The organism is Sphingomonas sp. NIC1 (assembly GCF_001638925.1).
Lineage (GTDB): Bacteria > Pseudomonadota > Alphaproteobacteria > Sphingomonadales > Sphingomonadaceae > Sphingomonas > Sphingomonas aquatilis.
In genome coordinates this window covers 2,828,391-2,853,392 of record NZ_CP015521.1, presented here as the reverse complement: position 1 = coordinate 2,853,392, position 25,002 = coordinate 2,828,391, and the positions used below count along the sequence as shown (strand labels likewise).

Here is a 25,002-nt window from a genome sequence, read left to right as displayed (position 1 = left end):
GGGTTACTCCACTTCCTTCTGCACGACCGTCGAGACGCCCTCACCGCGCAGCACCGCGGCGAAATTGCCGTGTTCGCGGATGTTGAAAACGACGATCGGGATGTTCGAATCACGGCACAGCGCGACGGCGCTGGCATCCATGACCTTGAGATTCTGGGCGAGCACCGTGTCGTAACTGACGGTTGCGAACCGCGTGGCGCTCATATCCTTCTTGGGGTCGGCGTTATAGACGCCATCGACGCTGGTGCCCTTGAACAGCGCGTCGCAATTCATTTCGGCTGCGCGCAACGCCGCGCCCGAATCGGTGGTGAAGAAGGGCGATCCGACGCCGGCGGCGAAGATCACGATCCGCCCCTTTTCGAGGTGTCGCATCGCGCGGCGGCGGATGAAGGGTTCGCACACCGACGACATCGGGATCGCCGACTGCACGCGCGTCTCGACGCCGATCTGTTCCAGCGCATTCTGCACCGCGAGCGCGTTCATGACGGTCGCGAGCATGCCCATATAATCGCCCGTCGCGCGTTCCATGCCGCGCGCCGCACCGGAAATGCCGCGGAAGATGTTGCCGCCGCCGACGACGATGCACAGCTCATAGCCCTGCGCCTTCACGTCCGCGATTTCCTCGGCAACGCGCGCGGTGACGGTGGGGTCGATCGACAGGCCACCGCCCTCCCCCATCAGCACTTCGCCGGACAATTTCAACAAGATGCGTTTGTAGCGCGGCGCGGGGCTCATGGGGTCCTATCGCATGGGGGAGAAAGCGGCCGGACCTTAGGCGCACATCCGCGCCGGAGCAACCGTCGCCGCGCGGCCCCCGCGTGAGGAAATGGTGCAGAGGCACGGTTCGGACCGACGGATGGTGCCAAGGCTGAACCTGCGTTGACGAAGGGGTTCAGCAGATTTCAGGCTCTGCTCGCGTATCGCCGGAGCCATGGACAGGCTGACCCATTGGCTGAAGGCGATGTGGCGCCGTTTCCGGCGCGCGTCGGAGGCCGCGCGCGAATCGCCGCGTCGTCCTCCGCCGAAACCCCCGCGCCGCGCACCGCGTCGCTTACGACGCCGGCGCCGCCGCTCGCGATAGGAGCGTCATTCTTCGTGTCGATATGCCGTAGCAAACCCCTCAACCCCTGAACGAGGCTGCGCTTCGGCACCCGAGCGGCCGCCCCTCCAGTCCATATTTGACTCACCTCCCGATGTTGCTATTGCGAATCGTAGTCAATTGGGGGCGGTAATGAAATATCTGTATCTGACCATCGTGGGCGCGCTGTTGGGAACGACGGCCGCGAACGCTCAAACCGCTCCGCCTCGACAGGACGAGGCCAATGTCGACGACATCGTAGTCACTGCACAGCGGTCGCGCAGCGATATCGTCGCGTCGGGCCATCAGGTGACCACGATCGATCAGCGCCAGATCGAACTCGCCCGATCGGCGTCCGACACGCTGGCGACCATCCTTGCCAAGACCGTGCCGGGCCTCGCCGATTCCAGTCGCACGATCACCGATTTCGGCCAGACGCTGCGCGGCCGCGGCGCGCTGATCCTGGTCGATGGCGTGCCGTACAACACGAACCGCGACAGCGCCCGCGGCCTCATCGGCCTCGAACCCTCCGACATCGCGCAGGTGCAGGTGCTGCGCGGCAGCAGCGCTATGTACGGCAGCGGCGCGACAGGGGGCATCATCTCGATCAACACCCGCCCTGCCGGCGGGCCACTCCGGGCGGAAACGGTGCTGGCGGGCACCGGATCGCTCTCCAACCTGACCACGGCCAGTCTGGGGGGCCGGGTGCAGCAATTCGTCTCGGGCTCGGCGGGCAGCTTCGACTTCATCGTCAACGGCGGCTATCAGCGGATCGGCGGCGGGTTCGATGGCAACGGCAACCGCCGCGCGCCCGAACCCAGCCAGGGCGACCTGTTCGACAGCAACGTGTGGAACGTCGGCGGCAAGGCCGGGCTGCGCCTCGGCGGAGCCTATGTCCAGCTGTCCGCGAGCCATTATCGCGCCGATCAGCATACCGATTTCGTATCCGACCCGGCGGTCGACCGCCTGCCCGCCGGCACCGCCGCCGCCCGCCCCCTGCGCGGGATCCAGCTCGCCAACCAGAACCAGCTCTACAGCACGGTGCTGACGGCCAACCTCGCCGCGCGCGACGTCCTCGGCAGCCGGCTGACCGCGCTCGGCTATTACCGCGACTTCTTCTCACGCTACACGCCATTCGATGCGCGCGGCATCGCGACGCGTGGGCGCAACGTCGATCAGGTGACGCAGAACAGCCGGGTCTTCGGCGGCCGGCTGACGATCGAAACGCCGCTTGGGGAGCGGAGCTCGCTCACCTGGGGCGGCGATCTCACGCACGAACAGAGCGACATGCCGCTCGATGTGTTCGACCCCGTCGCGTATGATGCGAGCCGGGGTCTGGTGTTCAACCGGATCGCGACGCTCCTCTACATGCCGAAATTGACGACGCTGACCTATGGCGGCTTCGTCCAGGCGCAGCACCGGTTCGCCGACTGGCTCGCGGTGGAAGGGGGCGCCCGCTACGACCGTGCCCGCGCCCGCTTCGATGCCTTCGTCCCGCTCTCGCAATCGCGTGCGGCGCGGCCGGGCACGATCCCCGGCGGCACCATTTCCTATGGCGCCTGGACCTTCAACGGCAGCGCGACGGTGACCCCGGTCGCGAGTCAGGATTTTTTCGCGACCTTTTCGCAAGGCTTCCAATTGCCCGATATCGGGCTGCAATTGCGCAACGCCAACCTCGGCTTCAACATCCGCAATTCCGACCTGCAGCCGGTCCGCATCGACAGCTATGAGGTCGGCTGGCGCGGCCGGTTCGGTCGCGCGCGCATGACCGCGTCCGCATTCCGCACCACGTCCGAACTGGGCGACGTGCAAAGCCTCAACAACGGCCTGATCCTGGTGCGCACCGCCGAGCGCATCCGCGGTATCGAGGGATCGCTCGACGTCGGCGACCCGATCGACCGCGTCCGGGCCGGCGCGACCGCAACCTGGATCCGCGGCCGCGAACGCCCCGCCACCGCCGCCGCGTCACGCCCGATGACCGGCTATCGCATCCCCCCGCTCAAGGTCACCGCCTATGTCGAGGTCACACCCATCGACCGGCTCGACATCCGATTTCAGGGTCTATTGTCGGGCGACCGCGACTATCGGCTGAACGGCGTGCAGAGCTTCGGCCGGCGCAAGGTCGACCAATATGCGGTGTTCGACCTGACCAGCCGCTGGCGCCCAACCGACCGGGACACGGTCACGGCGGGGATCGAGAACCTCTTCAACACCCAATATTTCCCGGTCTACAGCCAGCTGCTGCGCAGCAACCTCAACAGCAGCCGCGTGCCCGCCAACGGCGCCACGCTGACGATCGGCTATCGCCGCAACTGGTGAGCGTGTCGCCTGACGGACCTGGCAGCGGGCATCCGGCGACGCGCGCACCGACGACGCCCGCGTCGCCGCGTCGCAGGCGTCAGAAGCCGACGATCAAATCCGCACTGGCAAGCCACTGACCGCGCCGGGTCCCGCCATCATAGGGGCGCGTCCCGTTCAGGGAGCGATCGTAGCGGATCTCCGGTCGAACCGTCACCGCGACCCGGCGGCTGTTGAGCGCCGCGGGACGGTACGAGACGCCGGCGGTCACCGCGCCATAGGTCGTCGGCGGCGCGGTGTAGATCAGCGCCGGCACGCCACGGATCGCGTCGGCGAACGCGGTGTCGGACCCATAGGTGACGACGAACGCGCCCTGTGGATCGCGCAGCGCATCGACGCGGAGGTTGGCCGACCATTGCGGGTTGATCGCGTGCAGGACATAGGCCGTCGCGCCATAGGCTTCCGCATTCAGCCCGTCGTCGCGCAGGTAATTCGCCTCCCCCGCCACCGTCGTGCGGTAGTCGATCTTGTAGGTCGCCGTGACGTCGTTCCACCAGCGCATCGCCCGGTTCGCATTGGGCAGGGCCAGCCGCGAATTTTCCGGTCCGAAGCGCGTCATCGCCAAAACCGTTAGGCGATCGCCGGCCAGGTGGCTCAGGCTGACCCCCAGATAGCCCGCTGCGGCGCCGTTGTTGTCCGACCTGCCGGGAACCACCTCGTTCCCCGCATCGATGCCGGCGATGACGTCCAGCTGCGGGCTGACATGCACCGTCGCGATCGCCCCCACCGTCTGGAACGCCAGTAGGTAATTGGTGACGTAGGACAAGGTGTAGAACGGGCGCGTCGAGGGATCGAGCCCTTCATATCCCATGAGCCCCGGCGACAGCCCCAGCTTGAAATCGACGCCGCCCGGCGTCAGCACCGGCGTGTGGACCACGACATTGGCCTGCGTCAGGATGAACTGATAGCGGCCGGTGAACGTCCGATCGAACAGGCCGATGGTCGGCGAATAGCGCGCGTCGGTCCCGAACAGCCCCTGCAGGTTGAAGCCCACGTCCACCCGCGGGCCACCCGCGACCGGGCGCGCGATCGTCCCCAGCACCTGATTGAGCAAGGGGCGGTTCGCGCGGTCGGCGAACTCCTGTCCGAAGTTCACGCCGGTCGCGGGATTGGCGGGATTGACCGCGATGCTTCCTTCGACCTGCAACGCATAGGTGATCGCGGGATGCTCGCGCGACGACACCGTGTCCGCCGGTGCGTCGGGCGCCACCGGATCGGCATCCGGCACCCGCGCCAGCGGTTGCGACGTTTGCGGCGCGCCGACGCCGTCGGCAGCTTGCGCGAGCGCCGGCGTCGGCGCGATCAACGCCGTGCTGGCGCACAGGCTGAGGAAATGGATCGTCTTCATCGCTCGTTTCACAAGGCAGGGGCAGCCGGATGGCGCGCCGGCGCGCGGGCATCCTCGCGTCGCCAAAGACGGCGCGGTGGGGGCGCAACCGGCCGCCGTGCCGGCTGCCGTGGTCGTCGGATCGGATGATAGGAAGCGGAGGCCCGGCAGGACCTCCGCCGCCCCAGGCAGCGGTTCAGCTGGCGAGACGCAACGGAACCGAGGCGCGCGCGGCCCCTGCCGCCGCATAGCCGCCATGGGCCAAGCGGAAGTGCGCGATCAGCTCGCCCAGTTCATCGGCCTGCCCGGCCAGGCTGCGCGCGGCGGCGGTCGCTTCCTCCACCATCGCGGCATTCTGCTGCGTCGTGGCGTCCATCTCGCTCACCGCGATATTGATCTGCGACAGACCCATCGCCTGCTGCTCGGCCGCCGTGGCGATCTCGCTGGCCAGACGGCTGATCTCGATGATCCGCCCGGTCAGGCGATCGAGCACCTTGCGCATCTCGCCGACCGCATCCACGCCGGTGCCGACCTGCGCCGTGCTCGTGGTGATCCGCGCCTTGACGTCGCCCGCCGCATCCGCCGATCGCTGGGCCAGCGCACGCACCTCGCTCGCCACAACCGCGAACCCCTTGCCGGCCTCGCCCGCACGGGCGGCTTCCACCCCGGCATTCAGCGCCAGCAGGTTGGTTTGGAACGCGATGCCGTCGATCACGCTGATGATCTCGGCGATCTCGTCGGACGATTTCTCGATATCGCTCATCGCGATCACCGCCCGCCCGACGACCGTATCGCTCAGCGTCACGTCCGCGCGGGCCGCCTCGACGACGCTGTTGGTCTCACGCGCCGCCGCCGCGGTGGTGCGGACCTGCGAGGTAATTTCGTCCATCGCCGCCGCGGTTTCCTCAAGGCTAGCGGCCTGCTGCTCCGTCCGGCGCGACAGGTCGTCCGAGGCGGTGCTGATCTCGCCCGAGCCCGTCCGCACCTCCACCGCATTGCTCGCGACCGCGGACAGCGTCGTGCCGAGCTTGTCGATGGCGGCGTTGAAGTCGACGCGCACCCGATCGTAGTCGCCGTTGAACGGCTGATCGATCTGCGCGGTGAGATCGCCCGCCGCGACCTTCTTCAGATGGGCGCCCAATGTGGACACGACGAACGCCTGATCCTGTTCCGACCGGCGTTGCGCGATGGCGTTCGCCCGGAACACCGCCACCGCCTTGGCCATCCGATCGATTTCGGACGACACGATGGCGCGGACCGGCGGCTCCTCCAGATTGCCGTTGGCCAGTTCGTTCATCTCGCCCGCGATGGCATCCAGCGGTGCGCCGACGATCCGGTTCGCGGTCCGCCGCAGCACGATGATCAGTCCGCCGATGATCGCGATCGCCGCAATCAGCAGCGTCAGTTCCGCCTGGCGCGCATCCGCCATCACCGCGCTCATCGGCAGGTCGACGCGGACGAACCACGCGCCCTTGATGCCCTTGAAGTGGATCGGCGTCTCGATGCGCAGCACGTCGCCCAGCGCCGGGTCCGACGTCCGGCCGATGCTGCCCATGCTGGCCGGCGCGGGCTTGCCGAGCAGCGCCGCATTGCGATTGTAGACGAAGGTGCCCTTGTCGGTGACAACGGTCGCCGTCCCGCCGAACGGGACGACCACCTTGTCCAGCCGATCGCGCAACGCGCTCAGCGCGATGTCGGCGGTCACGATCCCGATCGGCTTGCCCTGCTCCATGATCGGTTCCGCGATCGTCGTCATCAGCACGTCATGGCCTTCGACCGCGTAGATATAGGGCTCGATCAGCACAGTGTGCCGCGCGCGCATCGGCATCAGATAATAGTCGCCCGGCCCTTCCTTGGCGTAATCCTTCAGCGGCTCCAGCGACACGCGGTCGCCCGCCCGATACAGATAGGGCAGGAATCGGCCCGTCTTGTCCGATGCCTTGCTGTCGACAAAGGCCGCATCGCGATTGTCGAACGCGCCGGGTTCCCAGCCGGTCGACATGCCGAAGATCTGCGGGTTGCCACGCACCTCCGACCGCAGCAATTCGATATGCGCGTTGCGATCCACCACCCCTTGCTGGCGCAGCGACTGCATCGCGACCAGCGCCGAATGGACCAGCCCGATGGGACGTTCGAATTCGCCTTCCGCGCTGGATGCGATCTGCTTCGCCACGATCAGACCGGTCTCCGACGCGCGCTCCCGAGCCGCCCGGTCGATCAGCACACCCGTCGTCGCCGATCCCAGGCAGACGAAGACGGCAACCGCAATGGCGCCCCGAATGCTGATCATCGTCGCCAAAGATCGTAACGCTCGCATATTTCCCGCCATGTCTTGCTTCGTTGGCGACGGATTAGGTTCCGATTGTATAATTTTTGGTTCATCATGTTCAGAATGGACATCGGATCGGGCGCGACGCCGTCGCGCTGACGTTCGCCGTCACCGGCAGAGGACGCGCGCTGGTGTTCAAACGCGACGTCGCATCCAAAGCGCGCGGGCCATCCGTCACGCTGAAGCAACCGCAAAAAGCGTCATCCGACACGACACGAACCGCGCGCACAGGGCACGCAGCCGCATGCGCGAACGGTGCCCAGCGGGCACCGCGATTGCCGTGCTTCTAAAATGAAGAGTGTCTAACCGCGGCCGGAAGCCAGACCCCGAATCCGCCTAAGCCGTTACGATACTTAGGGGATTGGGAAGCGGTGGTGCCCCTGGCCGGACTCGAACCAGCATGCCTTGCGGCGTTCGATTTTGAGTCGAATGCGTCTACCAATTTCGCCACAGGGGCAGCGAAGACAGGGCGCCTAGCGGGTCATGCCGCGCACCGCAAGGGCATCGCGGCTCACCGCAGCAAGAAAGCGCATCAGGCCGTCGGCGCGCGTCGTCGATAGCTCAACGCCTCGGCAACATGGACGCGCCCTACGTCGTCCGCGCCGGCCAGGTCGGCGATGGTCCGCGCGACGCGCAGCACGCGGGTGTAGCCACGCGCCGACATGCGCGTCGCTTCGGCGGCCTGGGCGAGCAGGCGGCGGCCCGCGTCGTCAGGCGTTGCGACCGCGTCCAGCAATGTGCCGTCCGCCTCGGCGTTCGTCCGCGGCGCCTCCCCCGCATAGCGCGCGCTCTGGATCGCACGGGCGGCGGCGACGCGCGCGGCGACCTCGGCCGATCCTTCTTCGGGCGGCGGCAGGACGAGTTCGGCGGCGCTGACCGCGGCCACCTCGACATGCAGATCGATGCGGTCGAGCAGCGGGCCCGACACCTTCGCCTGGTAATCCGCCGCGCATTTGGGCGCACGGGCGCAGGCGAGGCTGGCGTCGCCCAGATGGCCGCACCGGCACGGGTTCATTGCCGCGACCAGCTGCACCCGCGCCGGAAAGGTGACGTGCGCATTGGCCCGCGCAACGCTGACCACCCCCGCCTCCAATGGCTGGCGCAGCGAATCGAGCACCGCACGCTGGAACTCCGGCAGTTCGTCGAGGAACAGCACGCCGAGATGCGCGAGGCTCACCTCGCCCGGCTTCACCTTCAGCCCGCCGCCGGTCAGCGCCGCCATCGACGCGCTGTGGTGCGGGCTGCGGAACGGCCGGTTGCGCGTCAGCCGCCCGCCCGCCAGCGTCCCCGCGACGGACTGGACCATCGACACCTCCAGCGCCTCGGCGGCGTCGAGCGGCGGCAGGATGCCGGGCAGGCACGACGCCATCAGCGATTTGCCCGCACCCGGTGGCCCGACCATCAACACTTAGAGGACCTCGGGGACCGCAATTAGCCCCCACCATCGACAGATGGAAACCCGAAGGACCCTGCGATGTATCACCAACCAATTGCTCCGGCCTCCGAAGCACCGGCCCGGCAGCCGAAAGTCTACAGTTACTCGCGCTGGTCAACGCCAGAGCAAAGCAAGGGCGATAGCAGTCGTCGGCAAGCCGACGCCGCCGAACGTTGGGCAGCGCGCCACGGCTACCAATTGGACCTTAGCCTCAACATCGTGGACGAAGGTGTTTCCGCATATCGAGGCGGAAACGCCCTGGACGGGGGCTTGAGCCGCTTCCTGGAGGCCTGCCGACGCGGTTTGATAGAGGATGGCTCGTTCTTGCTGGTCGAGAGCCTGGACAGAATAAGCCGCATGGCTCCCCGCAAGGCGCAACGGCTGATTGACGACATCGTCGACAACGGGGTGACCATCGTCACCCTCTCTGACGACCAACATTACACCGCCGAGCGCCTGGACAACGATCCTACGGCTCTCCTGATCGCTCTCATGGTCTCCTGGAGGGCGCATGAAGAGAGCAAGACCAAGGGAAGGCGGGTGGCGGCTGCGTGGGATGCCAAGCGGCAGCGGGTTCGCGCCAATCCCGCCGAACGTCTGACGCGCCGAGGGCCGTCTTGGCTGATCCCTAGCGATTGCGAGAGCTGGACCATAGACGAGCCCAAGGCTGCGACTGTGCGGCGTATCTACGCGATGACGCTGGAGGGTCTTGGCGAACATGGCATCGCATCGACGTTTAACCTGGAACGCGTTTCTATGCTCGGTCGGGGGAAACGCTGGCACCGATCTACTGTGTCCAAGGTTTTGCGGAACCCGGCCGTGATCGGCACCCTAGTGCCTGGGCACATCCGTTACATGGACGGGCAGCGCGTTCGGGTGCACGAAGAACCGGTGACCGGGGCCTTCCCCCCCGTCATCTCTGAAGCAGACTGGCTCGCGGTGCGAGCCTTGAAGGATGGCAGCGCGCCTGCGCCGCGTGGCCGCAACGCCGGTAGGAGCGTAGCGCATGTACTCGCCGGTTTGGCCCGCTGCCCTGCCTGCGGCTCCACAATGGCGCGGGTGAACAAGGGGGCTCCAGGTAAGGCTGGGATGCCGAAACTGGTGTGTAGTGCGGCAAAGGCGAAGGCCGGTTGTCGATACGTGTCTGTATCCGTCGAGCAGGTGCAGGAAGCCTTTCTTCGCCAGTGGGTAACCTTGGTTGCGGAGGTGCCCGCCGCAAACGGCGAGCAGCACCTGGACGACGAGCGCAAAAACTTGGAGGGCGCAATCTGGGGCACCGAGGATCATTTGGAGAACCTCGCGAAGGCCCTCAAGCACAGACCGCTGCAAGCGACAGTTCGCGAGATGGCCCGAGTTCAAGCCGAGCTACGGACAATGCGAGGCGAGCTGGAAGAGCTGGAGTTAAGGCGGACCATGGCAGATCGAGGTCTGATCGAGACCCGCCTGGGCAACCTTCAAGACCTGATAGATGCGGAGGACGGTCTCGACCTCAACGCGGTAAACGCTACCCTGAAGGTCCTGTTTACGGGGGTTATTATCGACTTCGGAGCGGGCTTCCTCCGGTTCCAATGGCGGCAGGGGGGCGAGACAGAACTGCGATACGCCTGGGTCGATTGACGTGCGGGGCGGGCCTTTACCGCCTGCCCCGCCGCCAACCGCAATTATCACCCATCCTCGGGGGTGGGTTATACCTTAGGGTACTCCTTCAGCTCCTGCCCCGCGAGGCTCGCCAGTGACTGACCTACGCCACCTCACCGCCTGGACCCATGCGCTGGCCTACGTCACCCGCGAGACGCCCGTGCGCCTGTCAGTGGCCCAGCTGGCAGTCTTTGCCTTGGCAGCCCTCGGAGACCGCAAGGGCAGCCCGATCACCTTCACGCAACTGCGTGACACCCTTGAGGGCACCCCTGGCGGTGCCGTTCATACGACCTATGGCATCTTCTTCGAGCAGCGCCGAGGCGTCCGCAACCTGGGTTGGCTGCGGCAGGAGCGGTGTGAAGACGACCTGCGGGTGAAGTGGCTGCGGCTCACTCCGAAAGGCGCGGAAGTGTTGGACGCCATGCTCCAGCATCTCGGCACTTCGGGTTCCTCCTAATTATCACCCACCCTTGGAGAGAGGAAACCGTATAGGTCCACCTTCAGGACCTTGGCGTCTCCCTCACTCGCCCAAGAGGTGAACTCCCCGCCGACGTAGCGGGTCGAGGTCCCTCGCGATGCACCCCGCTGCCCAGCGGAGCCCGGCGGGGTGCATCGCCTCCATTCTGTTTTGCTGCCCAGTCAGCAGAAGCCCGTCGCGCTCCGCAAGGCCGATGGTCCGCCGCTGGCCACGCCCAGCATCATCGCGCCCAGCGGGCGTAACCACCGAAAGAACGTCAATGTCCGAAAACCACTCGCCTACCTTCGCTGCCGTCGCCGTGCCGACGGTCGAAGAACTCGCGTCATTCGACCCACAGTCGTCACCTAGCCCAGTCGTTGCCGACGACAGCGTCAAGATTACTGCCCAGCCCTCGTTCGACATGCTTTCGCCGGATATGAAGGCGCGTGTAACGGAGAAACTGACCACCATACCTGTCGCAAGGCACATCGAGATGATGCCTGGCCTCGTGATGGACGAACTTCGTCAGCACTCTCTGAATCTTCGCATGAAGGGAGGCCTAGGCCCCTCTGCAAACGAGTATGAGCGGGAATACTTCTGCATTGCGCGGGAGGCCTACGACATCGATCAAGAGATGGCCCGCACCCATGCCGAGATGGAAGAGGTCACAGGGTACAGCCACGCGACTGATGACGATGGGCAGCCGATTGCGGTCCCCATCTATCGATTTGCACTGGAAACCCGTCAGGGCCGCGCAGAACACCTTCAGGCCTTGCGGCATAAGCGGTCCCAACTGGAACGTGAAAGCGCCGAGCGCCTCCGCCTTGCCGGGGAACGCGAGCGCGCCAAACGCCACAACCTCAACGAACTGGCGGCAATCGAGCGCGAAGCGCGTACGCGCGCCGACGAGCTGGATCGCGATGCACGGATTGATGAGAGGGCCAAGGCCATCAATCGGAACCGTGACACCATCCGGTAATGGCGTTCTACTCCCGCTCCCGTGGGTGGGTGAGCCGGGCAAAGCAGCCTATCGTTGCGGGACCCGACCCCTACGCTGACAACTCCGCACGGTTTGCCGAACGCCATCGGCACACGGAGACGGTGCTGCGAGACGGCACAGTGCAAGTCGACATGGGGGAGCCGGTCAAACGGCTTCCCTCGGAAGCCTTTACGTCCAGCTCGCGGCTCCCTGCCGAACCCCCGCTCGACCGCGAGGTCGAACCGGAACCCGACACCCCCACCACGCGCCGCCGCCCCATTCACTCCAGAGCGCATCTGGAGCCCTACGGCATCAACAGAGGCGAAGTACGCTCAAGGAATGAAAATGACTGACATCCCGACACACGTCTACGACAACTCGCGCTTTCCAGGCGGGACGCCATCACCTGACCGTGAAAAGGTCGAACGCGTGATCGACCTGGGCAATGGTCTGACGCAAGTCGACTACGTCGACGCCCCGCTGCCGCCAAAGGCCTGAACCCGCGCGCGCCGCCGTTCGCGGCTTTGCGCCAAACCTACACTTCAGGTTCACCCTGAAGGCATCTTCAGGGAACCTAGATGAACACCATAGACCCCCAGGGTAACGCCTGGGAGGAGTTCAAGCGCGAGTTCGGCTTGGACAGCTGGTCAACGCCACACAGCATTGCTGCTGATGGTGCTTCGCTCGCGCCGTTACGTGCCGAGGTCGAGCGCCTAGGCGTGGGTCGGCCACGCAAGCAACCTCCGGTGCCCGTAGCAGACGGTGAACGATACTGCTGGGGCTGCCAGTCGCCTCTCCCCATCGCATCGTTCACGGTGGACCGCTACCGCGCCGACGGCCTGAAGCTGAACTGTCGCAAATGTGACGGCACGGCCCGCGCGCGCCGCAAGCGAGAGCGGTACGCCCGTCTAAATTCTCGCGCCGCCGAGCATGCCTAGGCGCACTATTCCTGCCCCGGTCCCACCTGGGCACAAGTGGTGTTTTCAATGCTCCGCCGCGCTGCCCATGCAGCGCTTCGAGGTGGATCGCTCGAAGGCTGACGGGCGCTCATACGCCTGCCGCCGCTGCCTAGACGCAAAGCGGCGGGCCCGCGCGCGAACAAAGCGCCTGCTGACGGAGACCTACCTCCGCCACATCCACTCCTAGCGAAAGCTCTCCTATGCCTACCTTCCCCTACGCGCATCATGCGCGGCGGTTGGCGGACCCGCGCCAGCGTGGCCGCTTTGCCCATCTCGCCCTCCGCCGTCGGTACATGGACGCCGAAGACCTCTACAGGTTCGTCAGCCATCCCACGCAGCGAGGCTGGGGTCTGAACCGATGAGCGGCAATCTTGCCGATCTAGCGCCCCGACAAACTCGCCAAAACCGCCCGGCAGACCGCCGCGCTGGTGTCCTACCGGATCGACGCGACACCCGCGCGCCGGAGCTTCAGACGTTCGCCCGGATGGGCAGCGCCAGCCGTGGCGACGTGGGCGGCGCGGAAGAGCTGATGCGGACCCTTGGGGTCGTTCGGCAAGCCGCTGGGTCGTTCCAGCAATACGCGGACAACCGCTTTGCGAAGGCCGAAGAGGCCAATGCTGGGCGCGGTGCAGTCGATCAGGCGACCGGGCACGTCGACCACGACCTGGAGCAGCGGTCGACCGCCTACCGCCGCGCGGTCGAGCTGGGCCGCGAACAGACCGGGTTCCCCTCCGCCGTCGAGCAGTATGGACAAGAGCTGGCAGGCATCATCGAACACCAGACCAGCGCGGACCTTACCGCCCGCCGCCGGGAGGTGGATCAGCACATCGACCAGTTCCTTCAGGGCTACGCGCTCGACCCGGAAACCGGCAAGCTCCGAGACAGCCTGACCACCCCCGAGGCCCAGCGGTGGCTTGCGGCTGCAATGGGGGACAATCGCCAGCGCCTTACGGCTGCCGCCCACGCCCGCATTGACGAGCGTTTCAAGGGCGAGGCCCTCACCAACGCGGGTAACCTCCTGGGCTCGCAGCTGGACACGGGCGCAGTCGACATTGACGCGCTTCGCACGGTTCTTCCCCCTATCGTCACCGACGACGAGCTACGCGGCACGATCCTGAACACGTTTCAGGCCAAGTCGGAGCAGCTGAAGGCGAACGGCCGCTACGCGGACAGCGTCCGCATCCTGAACCAGCTCCTGGGGGAGACCGCCAGCATCACCGCTCCGGCTGCCCTTCCCGGCGCAGCCGCTCCCGCCGCCCCGGCGACCACCGCCCGCAAGCGCAGCCGGGACGAAGTTATCGGCTTCGTCCTGAACACCCTGGAGGGAGGCGCAACCGTGGTCGACAATGGCGACGGAGGCGGGACGACGAAGTTCGGCATCACCGCGCGCCACAACCCAGGCGTTGACGTGGCCAACCTTACCTTTGGACAGGCCTCGGCCATCGCACGGGAACGCTACTGGCAGCCCGCATACAACGACGCCAATCCCGCCGTTGCAGCCATCGCCTTTGATGCCGGGTTCATCAACTCCAAGGCCTTCGGGCGGGAGCTGGCGACCAAGCACCGCGACGATCCCGTGGGAGCCCTCAACGCCTACCGGGACCGCCTCCAGCAGATTGCGACCAAGCCCGACAAGGCGCGGTTCCTGGAAGGCTGGATGAACCGCGTGGGACGCCTGGGAACCTACCTTGGCATTGGTCCCGGCGGTTCCGGGTCAGACAACGTCATCAACGACCCCACGTTCGCCCTTGACCCCGAGCCCCTGGACCCTGTCGAGGAGGCCCGTGCGACCCCTGGGGCATCCTTCGCACCCTTGCTGACCGGAGGGCTTGCCCTGCGGCCGGAGGAGCGAACCCGCCTCATGGAATACCGTGACCAGCTCGGCCGTGAGGTTCGGCAGGAATGGACACGGGAGCGGCGAGAGAAGCAGGATGACGCTCACGCGAGCTTCATGCTGCGCCTCTCGGGTTTGGGGCAGGCTACAACCCCTTCGGAAATCCGGGAAGCAACCCGCACCGGGGCTATCCGTCCCGAGGACGCGGTCTCGCTGCTCAACGTCATCCGTGCAGATGCCGACCGCGATGAACAGCGCGCCGAACGAGCTGCCAACGCGGCTGATCGAGCGCGCGACCGGGCCGAGGAGCAGCAAGCTCAAGGGATCGTCGCGAGCCTGATGGGGCCGGTCTACTCCGGCAGTCGCTCCCCAGCAGAAGCCTTGCGTCTCTTCAGCGACCAAGCAGCGACGATGAACCCTCGGGTCCGCCGTGCGGTACTGGGAGCAGTCACCTCGGAAGCAAACGGTGTGGAGGAGGTTCGCAAGAACAACCCTGCGTTCACCCGAGCCACAGACGCCCTGGACGACGGCGAAGCGGAACTGCTCCGCCTAGTTCGCGGCGGCTATCGCGGCCCAGACGGGAGGGCGCTGAACGTCGAGCAACAGCGCGCAATCATTAGCCTGGAGTTCGCCAAAGCGAAGCGGACGCTCCTACGCGCCGCCATCGACAAAGGCGACATCGGAAACCTTCGCAGGGAGCTGGTCGATCAGATCAAGGCGAAGGTGCGCCCTTACGTAACTAATCGAGCGGCACCGCGCCGCTAAAAGGAACAGCATGAACGACTTTGACGATCTGATTGCCGAGGCGGAAGCGGACGACGCGCCGCCTCCGACCGAGGCGCGGCCCCGTCAGGGTCGCTCCCGCTCTACGCAGCGGGTCAAGGGTGGCGGCTTTGGTGCCGCTTGGCTCGGCGCGGCCGACACCGTCACCTTCGGCTACATGGACGAGATTGCGGCGGGCGTGGACTGGCTTCTCCTCGGGGAAGACTACGAGACCGCGCTCGCTGACAAGCGCGCCAAGATGGCTGCGGCGGAAGACCAGTACAGCAAGCTCTACTTCTCCGGCCAGCTCGCGGGTGGGTTCGTCCCGGTCGCGGGCTGGGGCGGTCGCGTCAAGGCGGCTGCCACGGCGGGAGGGCTGACCACCGGCCTCAAGGGCATGGTCGTGGCTGGTGGCATCCAAGGTGCCCTGTACGGCTCCGGCAGCGCCAACGGTGGCCTGAAGGATCGTCTCCTCGGTGCCGCCTCGGGCGGTGCCATGGGCGCTGCTGGCGGCTACGTCCTGGGCGCGACGATCATCCCGGCCGCGAAGCTCGGGTACGGCGCAGCGCGCGACATGCTCGCCCTCCGCTATGGCCGCAGCCCACGGCTCACCTCCGCCTTCACCCCGGCGCGCATCGAGCGCGCTTCGGTGGAAGTCGCGGAGGACCTGAAGGCCGCTCGGGCAGAGACCCGTGGCCGACCCATTCAGGGTGACCGCAAGGCACCCACCGCAACTCCTCCCATCAACCGCCTGACCGGCGCAGCTGACGACGTCCTCGACGAGGGCGCGATCCTGACCACGCGAGAGCTGGTCGGGGATATGTCGGCTGCCCGCAAGGCCATTGCAGACCGCGTCGGCAAGATGACGGTTCAGCAAGCGCAGCGCCTGGGCGAACGCCTGGAGCGGGCCGAGCTGGACGGCGGCATTGTCGACGATCCGCACTACCGTTCCTTCCTGGGCATCGACGCCTCGGACCATCTGCTCGATCCCGACACGGCCAAGCAGGCCGCGCTGCTCCTGGAGGAGGCCACCGAGGCCGTCCTGGAGAAGGCCGGGATGGGCAAGAAGACGACCGGCCAGCACGACTTCGCGTTCCGCGAGGCCTATGGTGCGGGCATCACCGAGGCGGACACCGCAGCGGCGCTCAACCGCACCCAGGAAGCCGTCAACGACGCGCGGATCGGCGGGCACCAGCAGATGCTGGCAGCTCTCCAGTTCACCCGCGCCAAGGACAAGTATCTCCCCAAGATCATGCAGGGGGACCGGGAGGCCCGCGAGGGTCTGCTCGACGAGCTGTCCAAGGCCATCCGCATCCACGCGGAAGGCACGGCCATCAAGGCCCAGATCGCTCGCGGTCTGGCCGACATGCGCTGGCACAAGGGCAAGCTCGCGTTCGCGGAAATCCGCGACGACGTCCTGCACGTCGAGACCCAGGAGAGTATCCGCAAGAAGGTCGACGCCTCGCTCAAGGAGCTGGGGGAAGGCGAGTTCGCGGACCTGATATCCCGGCTGCACACCCTCGACGACCTCGACCGCGTCCAGCAGGTTCTCCTGAACCCAGAGGAAGCGAAGGCCCTCTCGGGCTGGAAGCGGACGATGAACACCCTCTCGGGCTTCATCAAGTCGAACTCCCTGACGCCCGCCTCGGGCCTATTCAACACCATCGGCTTTGTCGCCCACGACCTATTCCGCAACGGTTCAGCCAAGCGTTGGGCCGCGCGGAACTTCGAGCTGGCCGGAAAGGCCGACGAGGCGCTCGCGCTTCGGTTCGAGCTGGACGTGGGTCGCCGGGTCTACATGGCTGCTCACAAGCGGGGCATCCGCGCCGCCCTCGACCGCATCAAGTGGGAGTGGTGGTCGGACGTGGAGCGCGTCGCATCCGTCGGCTTCGGCCGGGAGAGCAAGCTGGCGCTGAAGGCATCCGCCTCCAAGCTGGCGATGGTCAAAGACGGCTACCGCGCGCCTGACGTGCGCGAGTGGAGCGACAAGGCGACGTGGCAGATCGACAACCTCACGGGGTTCGATCAGCGCATGTCGGAGGTCGCTGGGGGTTCCTTCGGACGCCTCCTGGAAACCCTCCACCGCACCCGCGCCGCCGCAGCAAACACCGCCACGGCCTTGGGCACTGCGACCGCCAAGGTCGTCGCCGGGGGCCTGGACGACTGGGGCCGCGCCTTCGTGAAGACGAAGGAGACCTACGCCCTGGCTGCCCGGTACGCGATCCGAGAGACCACGCAGCTCGGCCTCCCGCTTCAGGATACCCTGGAGCTGGCCCAGAAGCGCGCCGTGCAGCTGGCAGAGATGCCGCCGCGCGATCTTCTCGATCAAGTCGAGGAGGCGCTGCTGACCAAGGGCGAGCTATCGGACGACCTGAAGTTCACCATGGGGCTGAACCAGCAGGCCGAAAAGGAAGCCGAGCGGGTCCTGTTCATGGACGGCCCGCAGACGCACTATGGCCGCACTGCCGCCAATGCTGCTCGCGGCATAGACAAGGCGTTCTCCCTAGGGGCCGTCGAGGGCATGCTGATGACCTACATCCGCACCCCGGTTCGCATCTTCGAACGGGGCATGGTCTCCTACACCCCGTGGGGTGGGAAGGCCAAAGAGGTCCAGGAAATCCTGGCCAAGGGCGGCATGGAAGCCGAGGTCGAGAAGGCCCGCATGGAGCTGGGCTCCATGGTGATGGGCATGGGTGCCATGCTTGCCGCCAGCGGCGTCATCACCCTGACCAACGGCGGCTACGATAACTCCGAGAACTTAAAAGGCGCGCCTCCCGGTCGCCTCAACCTCCCTGGCGGCTCGTTCGTCGAGATTGGCCGTCTAGACCCGTTCGCTCTCACCCTCGCCCTGGGCGGGTTCGTCGGGCAGGCATACAAGGCCTATCAGGAGCATGAGCAGTACGGGTACGAACATGACGAGGCGCTGACCACAGCGCTCCAGATCGGCTTCCTGGCTGCCCGCGAGGGCATCCTGGAGAAGACCTACGTCACGGGCGTTCGCGACCTGATGAAGAGTGTGTTCTCCGACCAGGAGGAAGGCTTCCGAGAGGGTTACCTCAAGGCAGTACAAAGCGCCTTCACCCGCGCAATCCCCCTGTCCGGCACCAGCAGGACCCTTACGGATAGCCTGCGGGGTTCCGCACCGGAGGCCATCGGTCTCATGGACAACATCCTGCGGGCTGTACCCGGTGGTGGAATGGTCCTGCCGTCGCGCATCGATCCCCTTGGCAACGAGGTGGAAGGGCGGACGTTCGGGGTGGCCTTTGGGTCGACCCGAGACGTGGACGATGTGACCCGCCAACTAGCTGACCTCGGCGTGGACATTCAGGCACTTCGGAAGTCCGATCCCTCGGGGTTCAAGCTCACCAGCGAAGAGCTGTCCGAGCTGCGCCGCATCCGGGGAACGGAGGCCCTCAACAGCGACGGCGAGACCATGAAGGATGCCCTAGGGCGTCTTCTGGCCGACCCGTGGTTCCAGCGCCTGCCCAGCAAGGAGCAGAAGCAGGACGAGGTCGTGAACGTGATGAACGACTTCAACAAGGACGCGCGGGAGCGGCTCATGAAGCGCAACCCGACCTACGCTGCCGATAAGGCAGCAATGAAGTCGCTGACCGACTACATGGCTGAAGGGATTGCGCGCCGCGATGCCCAGGCGATGGCCGTCGAGGACGTCCATGAGATGGGTTTGCCAGAGCCCAGACGCCTCTGAAGGTGGCCCATGGGCCCGAGGGAGCAATTTCACGCTTGCCCCCTCGGGCCTCACCACCTTCGGGACGGGGTCACTTTTGCTGCAAAAATCCGAAGCGGGATAACGCAGAGCGCAAGCCAGCCTTACCCCCCGTGGGGGGTGCCTCGCGGGCGCGCATCGCGGCGCGGGCGCGGATCAACGGCTCCTGCGCGCGGGCGGTCTCCCTGGACAGGCGTAACCGGGGCCGCATCAAAGCCTGCGGGCACCCATGAGATACCTCCAGAAGCCCGACCATCGGGCTAACGGAAGCGCATTTTCAATGACTTACCTCCATGCTGCCGCTACCCTGGTCGGTGCAACGGGGGGACCTTGCAGTCAGATAGATCAGCTCGACGGTGTCACGCCGTCGTTCCCTATGGGTACACCCACAGGAGGCGAACGGGTGAAACAGAAAAGTTGTTCCTTTTGGGTTGACACGGACCTTTTGCGACAACTAAGCGTATAGGCCTAGACCCAAAGGAGACACTCATGTTCGACACTACCGCCGCCGCCCGCTCCACCGTCCCGGCGCTCATCGACACCACCCCTGCCGCAATCCCTGCTACGGACCTGGACATGGAACGCGGCGCGACCTCGCGGGCTCGCGCTGCTCATGATCGCATTGACACGCTGCTTCTCGGTCGCCCGGCTGCCGCCCGCAAGCGGGTTCACCGGCTCCTGGGGATCACCGGGCGAACCCCACAGGATGCTCCTACGGTGCCCGTTGTCGTGACACGCGAAGACGGTGTGGCGGTAGAACACGCCGGTCGGGTTCGCGCCCGCGTCGCGGCCCTACTCGCACCCGCCGCCTAAGCGGCCCTGGAGGGAACCTGGGATGCTTGTGGGATATGCAAGGGTCAGCACTGTCGGGCAGAGCCTGGAGGTGCAGGAGGAGCAGCTGCGCGCCGCTGGATGCGAACGCATCTACGCGGAGAAGCGAAGCGGCAAGAGCCTGGATGAGCGCGTCCAGCTGGCGGAGGCCTTGGCCTACGTCCGCGAGGGCGACACCCTGGTCGTTACCCGACTGGACCGCCTTGCGCGGTCCATGATCGACCTACGGCAGACCGTCGACGGACTGGCAGCCAAGGGGGTGACCTTTAGGTGTCTTCAGCAGGGCGCAATCGACACCACGCGATCCGATGGAAAGCTCTTGCTCAACATCCTGGCGAGCTTCGCGGAGTTCGAGATGGACATCCGCAGGGAGCGCCAAAAGGACGGGATCGAGAAGGCGAAGGCGAACGGGGTCTACAAGGGACGCCCGCCCAAGCTGGACGGGAGCAAGATCGTGGAGCTTCACCGGGAAGGCGTGGGCGCTTCGGACATCGCTCGACGGCTGGGTGTCAGCCGTGCCACCGTGTACCGCGCGATTGCCCCGAAGGAGCCTTGAGGCCCCTCACTGGGCGCAATCGTGGCCGATGCCCTGCTTTTTTCGAGCTGCCTTCGGAGGGGTAAAGCATTGGTAGACGGCTTCTTCCTAAGCATGCCATGTGTCGGGTTCGAAGCGCCGTAAAGGCGTGAGACGTGCAGGGGTGAGAGCTTGGTCGAATCGCAGAAGAAGCGAACTCGTCGGAAAGCGACCAGTGAGCCGGGCAAATCGACCCGTAGCTACTCGCAGAAAACCCTGGGTCTCCTTTGGGGCCTCGCTGGAAATCAGTGCGCTTACCCGAGTTGCGAGCATGAGCTGATCGCAGACGCAACCGACTTCGATCCTGCTGCAATCCTCGGCCACATCGCTCACATCTACAGTTCCAGCGACAAGGGGCCTCGGGCTAATCCTGGCCTAACGGCCGCACAGCGTGACGACGCGCGCAACCTGCTGCTGCTCTGCCGCCACCACCACGGCTTGGTGGATGCCCAGGACAGCACTTACACTGCGGAGCAGCTGGTCGGGTGGAAGAAGGACCATGAGGCGGTCGCATGGGCGAAGAAGCGCACCGAGGCGGCTGCCCAGATGAACCGGGTTAGCTTCCCGGAGCTTGAGGCCGTCGCTTCCGGCCTGCTTGCTCTTCGCGGCGCGCCCGGAGGAACGCTGGTGACGGTTCCCCCAGCAGACAAAATGAGGCTCAACGACCTAGGGATGGAGGCCGAGTTCAGCCTCACCATTGGTGCCTCTAAGTCGCAAGAGGTTGGCCGCTTCATCGCGCTTCAGTCCCAGCTCGACGATGACTTTGGGAGGCGGCTGCGATCCGGGTTCGTACATGAGTACCAGCGGCTAAGGGCGGCAGGCTGTTGGGGCGATGATCTGTTTGACGGGATGTTGAGCTTCGCCCATGGGCGGCGCGAGCCGAGTGAGGGCCGTCGCTACGCCGGTTTGGCCATCCTCTCTCATCTTTTCATTCTGTGCGACGTGTTTGAGACTAGCCTTCCATGAACATCCTGCCGGACAAGTACACTCCTGAAGAGTTCACTCTCCTGGGTGCGTCGGCGGCGATTATGGAGCGGATCGACCGTCCCGTGTCTATCTCCAGTCTTTGGCAGAACGTGCGGGCGGACCTAAGAGTTCGTTCGTTCGACCGCTTCGCAGACAGCCTCTCACTGCTCTACGCCACCAAGGTTATAGATGCGCAGGACGGGCGCATCTTCCGGGCGCAGCCATGATCTATCGCGTTTGGAGCACCCTGCCGACTTTCCGGGAGGTCGTGCTCGCTCCTGGGATGAACGTCATCCTTGCTGATCGAGCCGACGAGTCGAGCGACAAGGAAAGTCGCAACGGCCTTGGCAAAACCACGCTCCTGCGCATCATCCACTTTTGCCTTGGTTCCGACTTTTCTCGCGAGAAGGTGCTTACACACCCCAAGCTGAATGGTGTCGGATTTGGCCTGGACATCGAGCTGTTTGGCCAGCGCGTTAGTGTCCTGCGTAGCACCAGCGACCCTAAATGGGTGACGGTGACGGAAGGGGCAAATCTGATACCGGAGCTGACCCAAGCTCGCGATCTTACGGGAGAGGCAAGAATACCGGTCCAATATTGGACCGACCTACTAGGGCGCGCGATGTTCGGGCTGCCGGAAAAGGAGGTCGAGCAAAGCGCGCCTACATTCCGAGGGTTGATCGGGTATTTCGCCAGAGTAGGGCGGCAAGCCTTCAACGATCCTTTTGACTACGTTGGAAAACAGAAGGCTTGGGTAAAGCGGACTCAGGTCGCGTACTTGCTTGGACTGAATTGGCGGCAAACCTACCAGTGGCACATTCTGCACACACAGCTGACCGACTCCAAGAACCTGATTGCGGCGCTAAACGCCGTAGAGGACTCTCATGGGCGCGAGTCTTTAGGAGACCTGGAAGCAACCAGCGCCGCTCTGCATCTTCGGCTGGAAGGAAAGAGCCAACAGATAGCATCGTTCCGCGTCCGCGACGACTACCACTACATTGAACGTCAGCTCGGACAGACAGACCGCCAGATACATTCGCTAATCAACGAAAACTTCACCGACAGGCGTCTCCTCGATCATTATCGGGAGAGCATGGACGAGCTGGGCAGCTACGTTCAAGGCACTGCAACCAACCTTTTGAGGCAAGCAGGAGCGGTATTCAAAGAGGAAAGCCTAAGAAGCATCGAGGATGTGGCCGCTTTCCATCACACGGTGTATGAACACCGGCGACAATTTCTTGAGAGCGAAACTTCTCGCATTGCAGAGCAGATTGAGGCGAGGTCGCTCCAGATTGAACGGCTATCAGCTCGAAAGACGGAGTTCTTAAGCATCCTTTCGAAAGAGGGCGCTTTGGACACGTTCCTCGCGATACAACAGGAATACCGCGACCTCACGGCAGAGTGCGAGCGCGTGGATGCTCAACTAGAAGAACGGCGCAGATATGAGCGGCAGCGTGACTTCATCGAGCTACAAATTAGTCAGCTACGCATTGACATCCGCAATGATTTTGAGGGTCGTCAGGAAGTAACGGACGCAGCTCGTCGATCTTTCTCGACCTACACGGGGGCGCTATACGATCAGCCAGGACTTCTAATTATTGAACTGTCGAAGGCAGGATTGAAATTCGACGTCGCAATCAACCGGGAGGGCAGTGACGGCGTCGACCAGATGACGGTTTTTTGTTTTGACCTAACACTCGCAAACGCGTGGCGGGCTCATGCGATGAGTCCCGGCTTTCTCATACACGATAGCAGCCTGTTTGCGGACGTAGACGCTCGCCAGAAAGCGCGCGCCTTGAAGCTCGCTGCGGCAGAAGCGGAGCGACTGGGCTTCCAGTACATTTGCTGCCTGAACTCTGACACGCTTCCAATGGAGCACTTCGAAGACTTCGAAATAGAGCAGTTCGTACGCCTTCGGTTGTCCGATGCCAGCCCATCGACTCGCCTGCTTGGGATCGAATTGCCGCCGCACCAGTCGGAGTAGGCCGGAGTCTACTTGCCTGCCCGATGGCTGGGCGGATGATGGTCCTTTACGTACCGCAAGGGAACAGATTGTGCCCGCCCGCCGCGGCAATCTCCAGCGCGCGCTTGGCGACCTCCTGCCCCTTCACCGTAAGCGTGGCGTGAGGACCGCAGTTTATGCGGCTTGGGCTGTTGGCTGATCTGTCTGGGGCACCCAGTTCCACGGCATCAGCTCGTCCCAGCGGGTGGCGGGCCAGTCGCCGGCGACCCTGGCGATGACATCGGCGATATAGGCCTGCGGGTCGACGCCGTTGGCCTTGCAGGTCTGGATGACGGTGTAGATGGCGGCGGCTCGCTCGCCGCCTGCGCGCGAACCCGCGAACAGCCAGTTGCGCCTTCCCACGGCGACGCCGCGCAGGGCCCGCTCCGCGATGTTGTTGTCGATCTCCAGACGCCCGTCACCCAGGAAGCGGCACAGCGCTGGCCAGCGTTTGGTGCCATAGGCGATGGCTTTGGCCATGTCGGACTTGGGCGACAGGCGGCGAAGGGCAGCGTCGAGCACCTCGCGCAAGGCGTCGACCAGCGACTGGCTTCGTTCCTGTCGCGCTCGACGGCGTACATCCGGCGGCTGACCACGCACCTCCGCCTCGACGGCATAGAGCGCGCCGATGCGCTCCAGGATATCGGTGGTCAGCGGCGTGGAGAGGCGCTCGTGCAGGTCGAACACCTTGCGCCGGAAGTGTGCCCAGCATGCCACCTCTGTGACGCCACCGCGGTACAGGGCGTCATAGCCCGCATAGGCATCGGCCTGGAGAAAGCCGCGAAAGCCGGCGAGATGCGCCTGCGGGTGCGCCGCGGTGCGGTCGGGCGTGAAGCGATACCATGTTGCGGGCGGTGTCGTGCTGCCGGACGCCTGGTCGTCGGCGGCGTACACCCACAGCCGCCCGGTCGCGGTCTTGCCACGGCCGGGGTCGAGCACCGACACCGGCGTGTCGTCGGCGTGGATCTTGTCGGTCTTGAGCACCTCGTCACGGATACGGCTGACCACCGGGTCGAGCAGTGCTGCAGCTTGCCCGGCCCAGCCCGCGAGCGTCGAGCGGTCGATCTCGAGCCCCTGCGCGGCCATCATCTCGGCCTGGCGGTACAACGGCAGATGGTGGTCGAACTTGGAGACGACGACGTGCGCCAGCGTCGCGAAGGTCGCCTTGCCCCGCGCCACAGCGCTGACCGGCGCGGGTGCCTGGACGATCTTCTCGCAAGACCGGCAGCTGTATTTGGGGCGGACGTCGCGCACGACCCGCCAGCGCACCGGCACGATGTCGAGCATCTCGTGCGCGTCCACGCCCAGCCGGCGCAGCGCACCACCGCAGTCCGGGCAGGTGCAGATACCGGACGCCGGCTCGTGGACGACCTCCTCGCGCGGCAGATGCTCCGGCAGACTGCGGACCGGTGCCAGGCGCGGCGCTACTCCAGGCGCCGCAGTCTCGACTTCGGAAACATCCCGCTCCGTTTCCAGCTCTTCCAGCGCCAGCTCGAGCTGTTCGATCTCGCGGCCCAACTTCTCGGAGGAGGCACCGAACTGCATCCGCCGCAGTCGGGCGATCTGCCCGCGCAACGTGTCGATGAGCAGATCGCGGGCGGCGAGCGCGGCATTCGCCCGGGCGAGCGATGCCTCCAGCGCGGCGATCCGCGCGGTGGCATCAGCAGGGGAAACAGGCGCTTCCAGCACCCGCATTTCATAACAGATCACGCATCGACGGGCGAGAAAAAGCGTCGCAAAACCGCC

16 protein-coding genes, 1 tRNA gene and 2 pseudogenes are annotated in these 25,002 nt (G+C 65.4%); 12 read left to right on the top strand and 7 right to left on the bottom strand.

Going from position 1 to position 25,002, the window contains the following annotated elements; all coding sequences use genetic code 11:
* Nucleotides 1–3: 3 nt before the first annotated feature.
* Nucleotides 4–735 carry a UMP kinase gene (pyrH, locus tag A7E77_RS13475; RefSeq protein WP_063688666.1) on the bottom strand — a complete coding sequence of 244 codons (732 nt, stop codon included), beginning with the start codon at nt 733–735 and terminating at the stop codon, nt 4–6.
* Nucleotides 736–1,231: 496 nt separating this feature from the next.
* Here pyrH and A7E77_RS13470 point away from each other — a divergent pair, with 496 nt between their 5' ends.
* Entirely contained in the window at nt 1,232–3,397 is a 2,166-nt protein-coding gene (locus tag A7E77_RS13470; protein WP_063688663.1) for a TonB-dependent receptor, read from the top strand.
* Between the two features lie 79 nt (nt 3,398–3,476).
* On the opposite strand, the gene A7E77_RS13465 is transcribed toward A7E77_RS13470, so the two are convergent.
* The 4 genes and pseudogenes from A7E77_RS13465 to A7E77_RS13450 all read right to left on the bottom strand — a co-directional run.
* The gene (locus tag A7E77_RS13465) at nt 3,477–4,784 is read right to left on the bottom strand and encodes an outer membrane beta-barrel protein (protein WP_063688661.1); all 1,308 of its coding nucleotides are present in this window, start codon (nt 4,782–4,784) and stop codon (nt 3,477–3,479) included.
* Nucleotides 4,785–4,959: 175 nt separating this feature from the next.
* A complete protein-coding gene (locus A7E77_RS13460; protein WP_226341746.1) occupies nt 4,960–7,053 on the bottom strand; it encodes a methyl-accepting chemotaxis protein in 2,094 nt (697 codons plus the stop codon).
* 411 nt (nt 7,054–7,464) lie between these two features.
* Nucleotides 7,465–7,549: transfer RNA gene (locus tag A7E77_RS13455), tRNA-Leu, on the bottom strand.
* Between the two features lie 75 nt (nt 7,550–7,624).
* Nucleotides 7,625–8,500: pseudogene (locus A7E77_RS13450) on the bottom strand (YifB family Mg chelatase-like AAA ATPase); the annotation flags it as partial.
* Between the two features lie 66 nt (nt 8,501–8,566).
* Between A7E77_RS13450 and A7E77_RS13445 the strand changes: the two are divergent.
* From A7E77_RS13445 to A7E77_RS13390, 11 genes are all read left to right on the top strand, one after another.
* Nucleotides 8,567–10,144 carry a recombinase family protein gene (locus A7E77_RS13445; protein WP_078462302.1) on the top strand — a complete coding sequence of 526 codons (1,578 nt, stop codon included), beginning with the start codon at nt 8,567–8,569 and terminating at the stop codon, nt 10,142–10,144.
* A 115-nt stretch (nt 10,145–10,259) separates the two neighbouring features.
* The gene (locus A7E77_RS13440) at nt 10,260–10,622 is read left to right on the top strand and encodes a MarR family transcriptional regulator (protein WP_063688653.1); all 363 of its coding nucleotides are present in this window, start codon (nt 10,260–10,262) and stop codon (nt 10,620–10,622) included.
* Between the two features lie 280 nt (nt 10,623–10,902).
* Nucleotides 10,903–11,601, top strand: a complete 699-nt coding sequence (locus tag A7E77_RS13430) for a hypothetical protein (protein WP_151895487.1) — start codon at nt 10,903–10,905, stop codon at nt 11,599–11,601.
* Between the two features lie 345 nt (nt 11,602–11,946).
* Entirely contained in the window at nt 11,947–12,099 is a 153-nt protein-coding gene (locus A7E77_RS18065) for a hypothetical protein (RefSeq protein WP_192929982.1), read from the top strand.
* 80 nt (nt 12,100–12,179) lie between these two features.
* Nucleotides 12,180–12,539 carry a hypothetical protein gene (locus A7E77_RS18060; protein WP_192929981.1) on the top strand — a complete coding sequence of 120 codons (360 nt, stop codon included), beginning with the start codon at nt 12,180–12,182 and terminating at the stop codon, nt 12,537–12,539.
* Nucleotides 12,540–12,918: 379 nt separating this feature from the next.
* Entirely contained in the window at nt 12,919–15,159 is a 2,241-nt protein-coding gene (locus A7E77_RS13425; protein ID WP_078462301.1) for a glycosyl hydrolase 108 family protein, read from the top strand.
* A 10-nt stretch (nt 15,160–15,169) separates the two neighbouring features.
* Entirely contained in the window at nt 15,170–18,865 is a 3,696-nt protein-coding gene (locus A7E77_RS13420; RefSeq protein ID WP_063688643.1) for a hypothetical protein, read from the top strand.
* 853 nt (nt 18,866–19,718) lie between these two features.
* A complete protein-coding gene (locus A7E77_RS13405; protein WP_063688635.1) occupies nt 19,719–20,270 on the top strand; it encodes a recombinase family protein in 552 nt (183 codons plus the stop codon).
* A 150-nt stretch (nt 20,271–20,420) separates the two neighbouring features.
* On the top strand, nt 20,421–21,254 hold the full coding sequence (locus tag A7E77_RS17770; RefSeq protein ID WP_151895486.1) for an HNH endonuclease: 834 nt from the start codon (nt 20,421–20,423) through the stop codon (nt 21,252–21,254).
* On the top strand, nt 21,251–21,481 hold the full coding sequence (locus A7E77_RS13395) for an ABC-three component system middle component 6 (RefSeq protein WP_063688629.1): 231 nt from the start codon (nt 21,251–21,253) through the stop codon (nt 21,479–21,481). The genes A7E77_RS17770 and A7E77_RS13395 overlap by 4 nt, the downstream gene beginning before the upstream one ends.
* Nucleotides 21,478–23,238, top strand: coding sequence for a DUF2326 domain-containing protein (locus A7E77_RS13390; protein WP_063688626.1), 1,761 nt, complete (start codon nt 21,478–21,480; stop codon nt 23,236–23,238). Before A7E77_RS13395 ends, A7E77_RS13390 begins: the two co-directional genes overlap by 4 nt.
* Before the next feature lie 52 nt (nt 23,239–23,290).
* Here A7E77_RS13390 and A7E77_RS17765 read toward each other — a convergent pair.
* Both A7E77_RS17765 and tnpC read right to left on the bottom strand, forming a co-directional pair.
* Nucleotides 23,291–23,365: pseudogene (locus A7E77_RS17765) on the bottom strand (ATP-binding protein); the annotation flags it as partial.
* Between the two features lie 26 nt (nt 23,366–23,391).
* Entirely contained in the window at nt 23,392–24,951 is a 1,560-nt protein-coding gene (tnpC, locus tag A7E77_RS13385; protein ID WP_063687080.1) for an IS66 family transposase, read from the bottom strand.
* Nucleotides 24,952–25,002 lie beyond the last annotated feature (51 nt).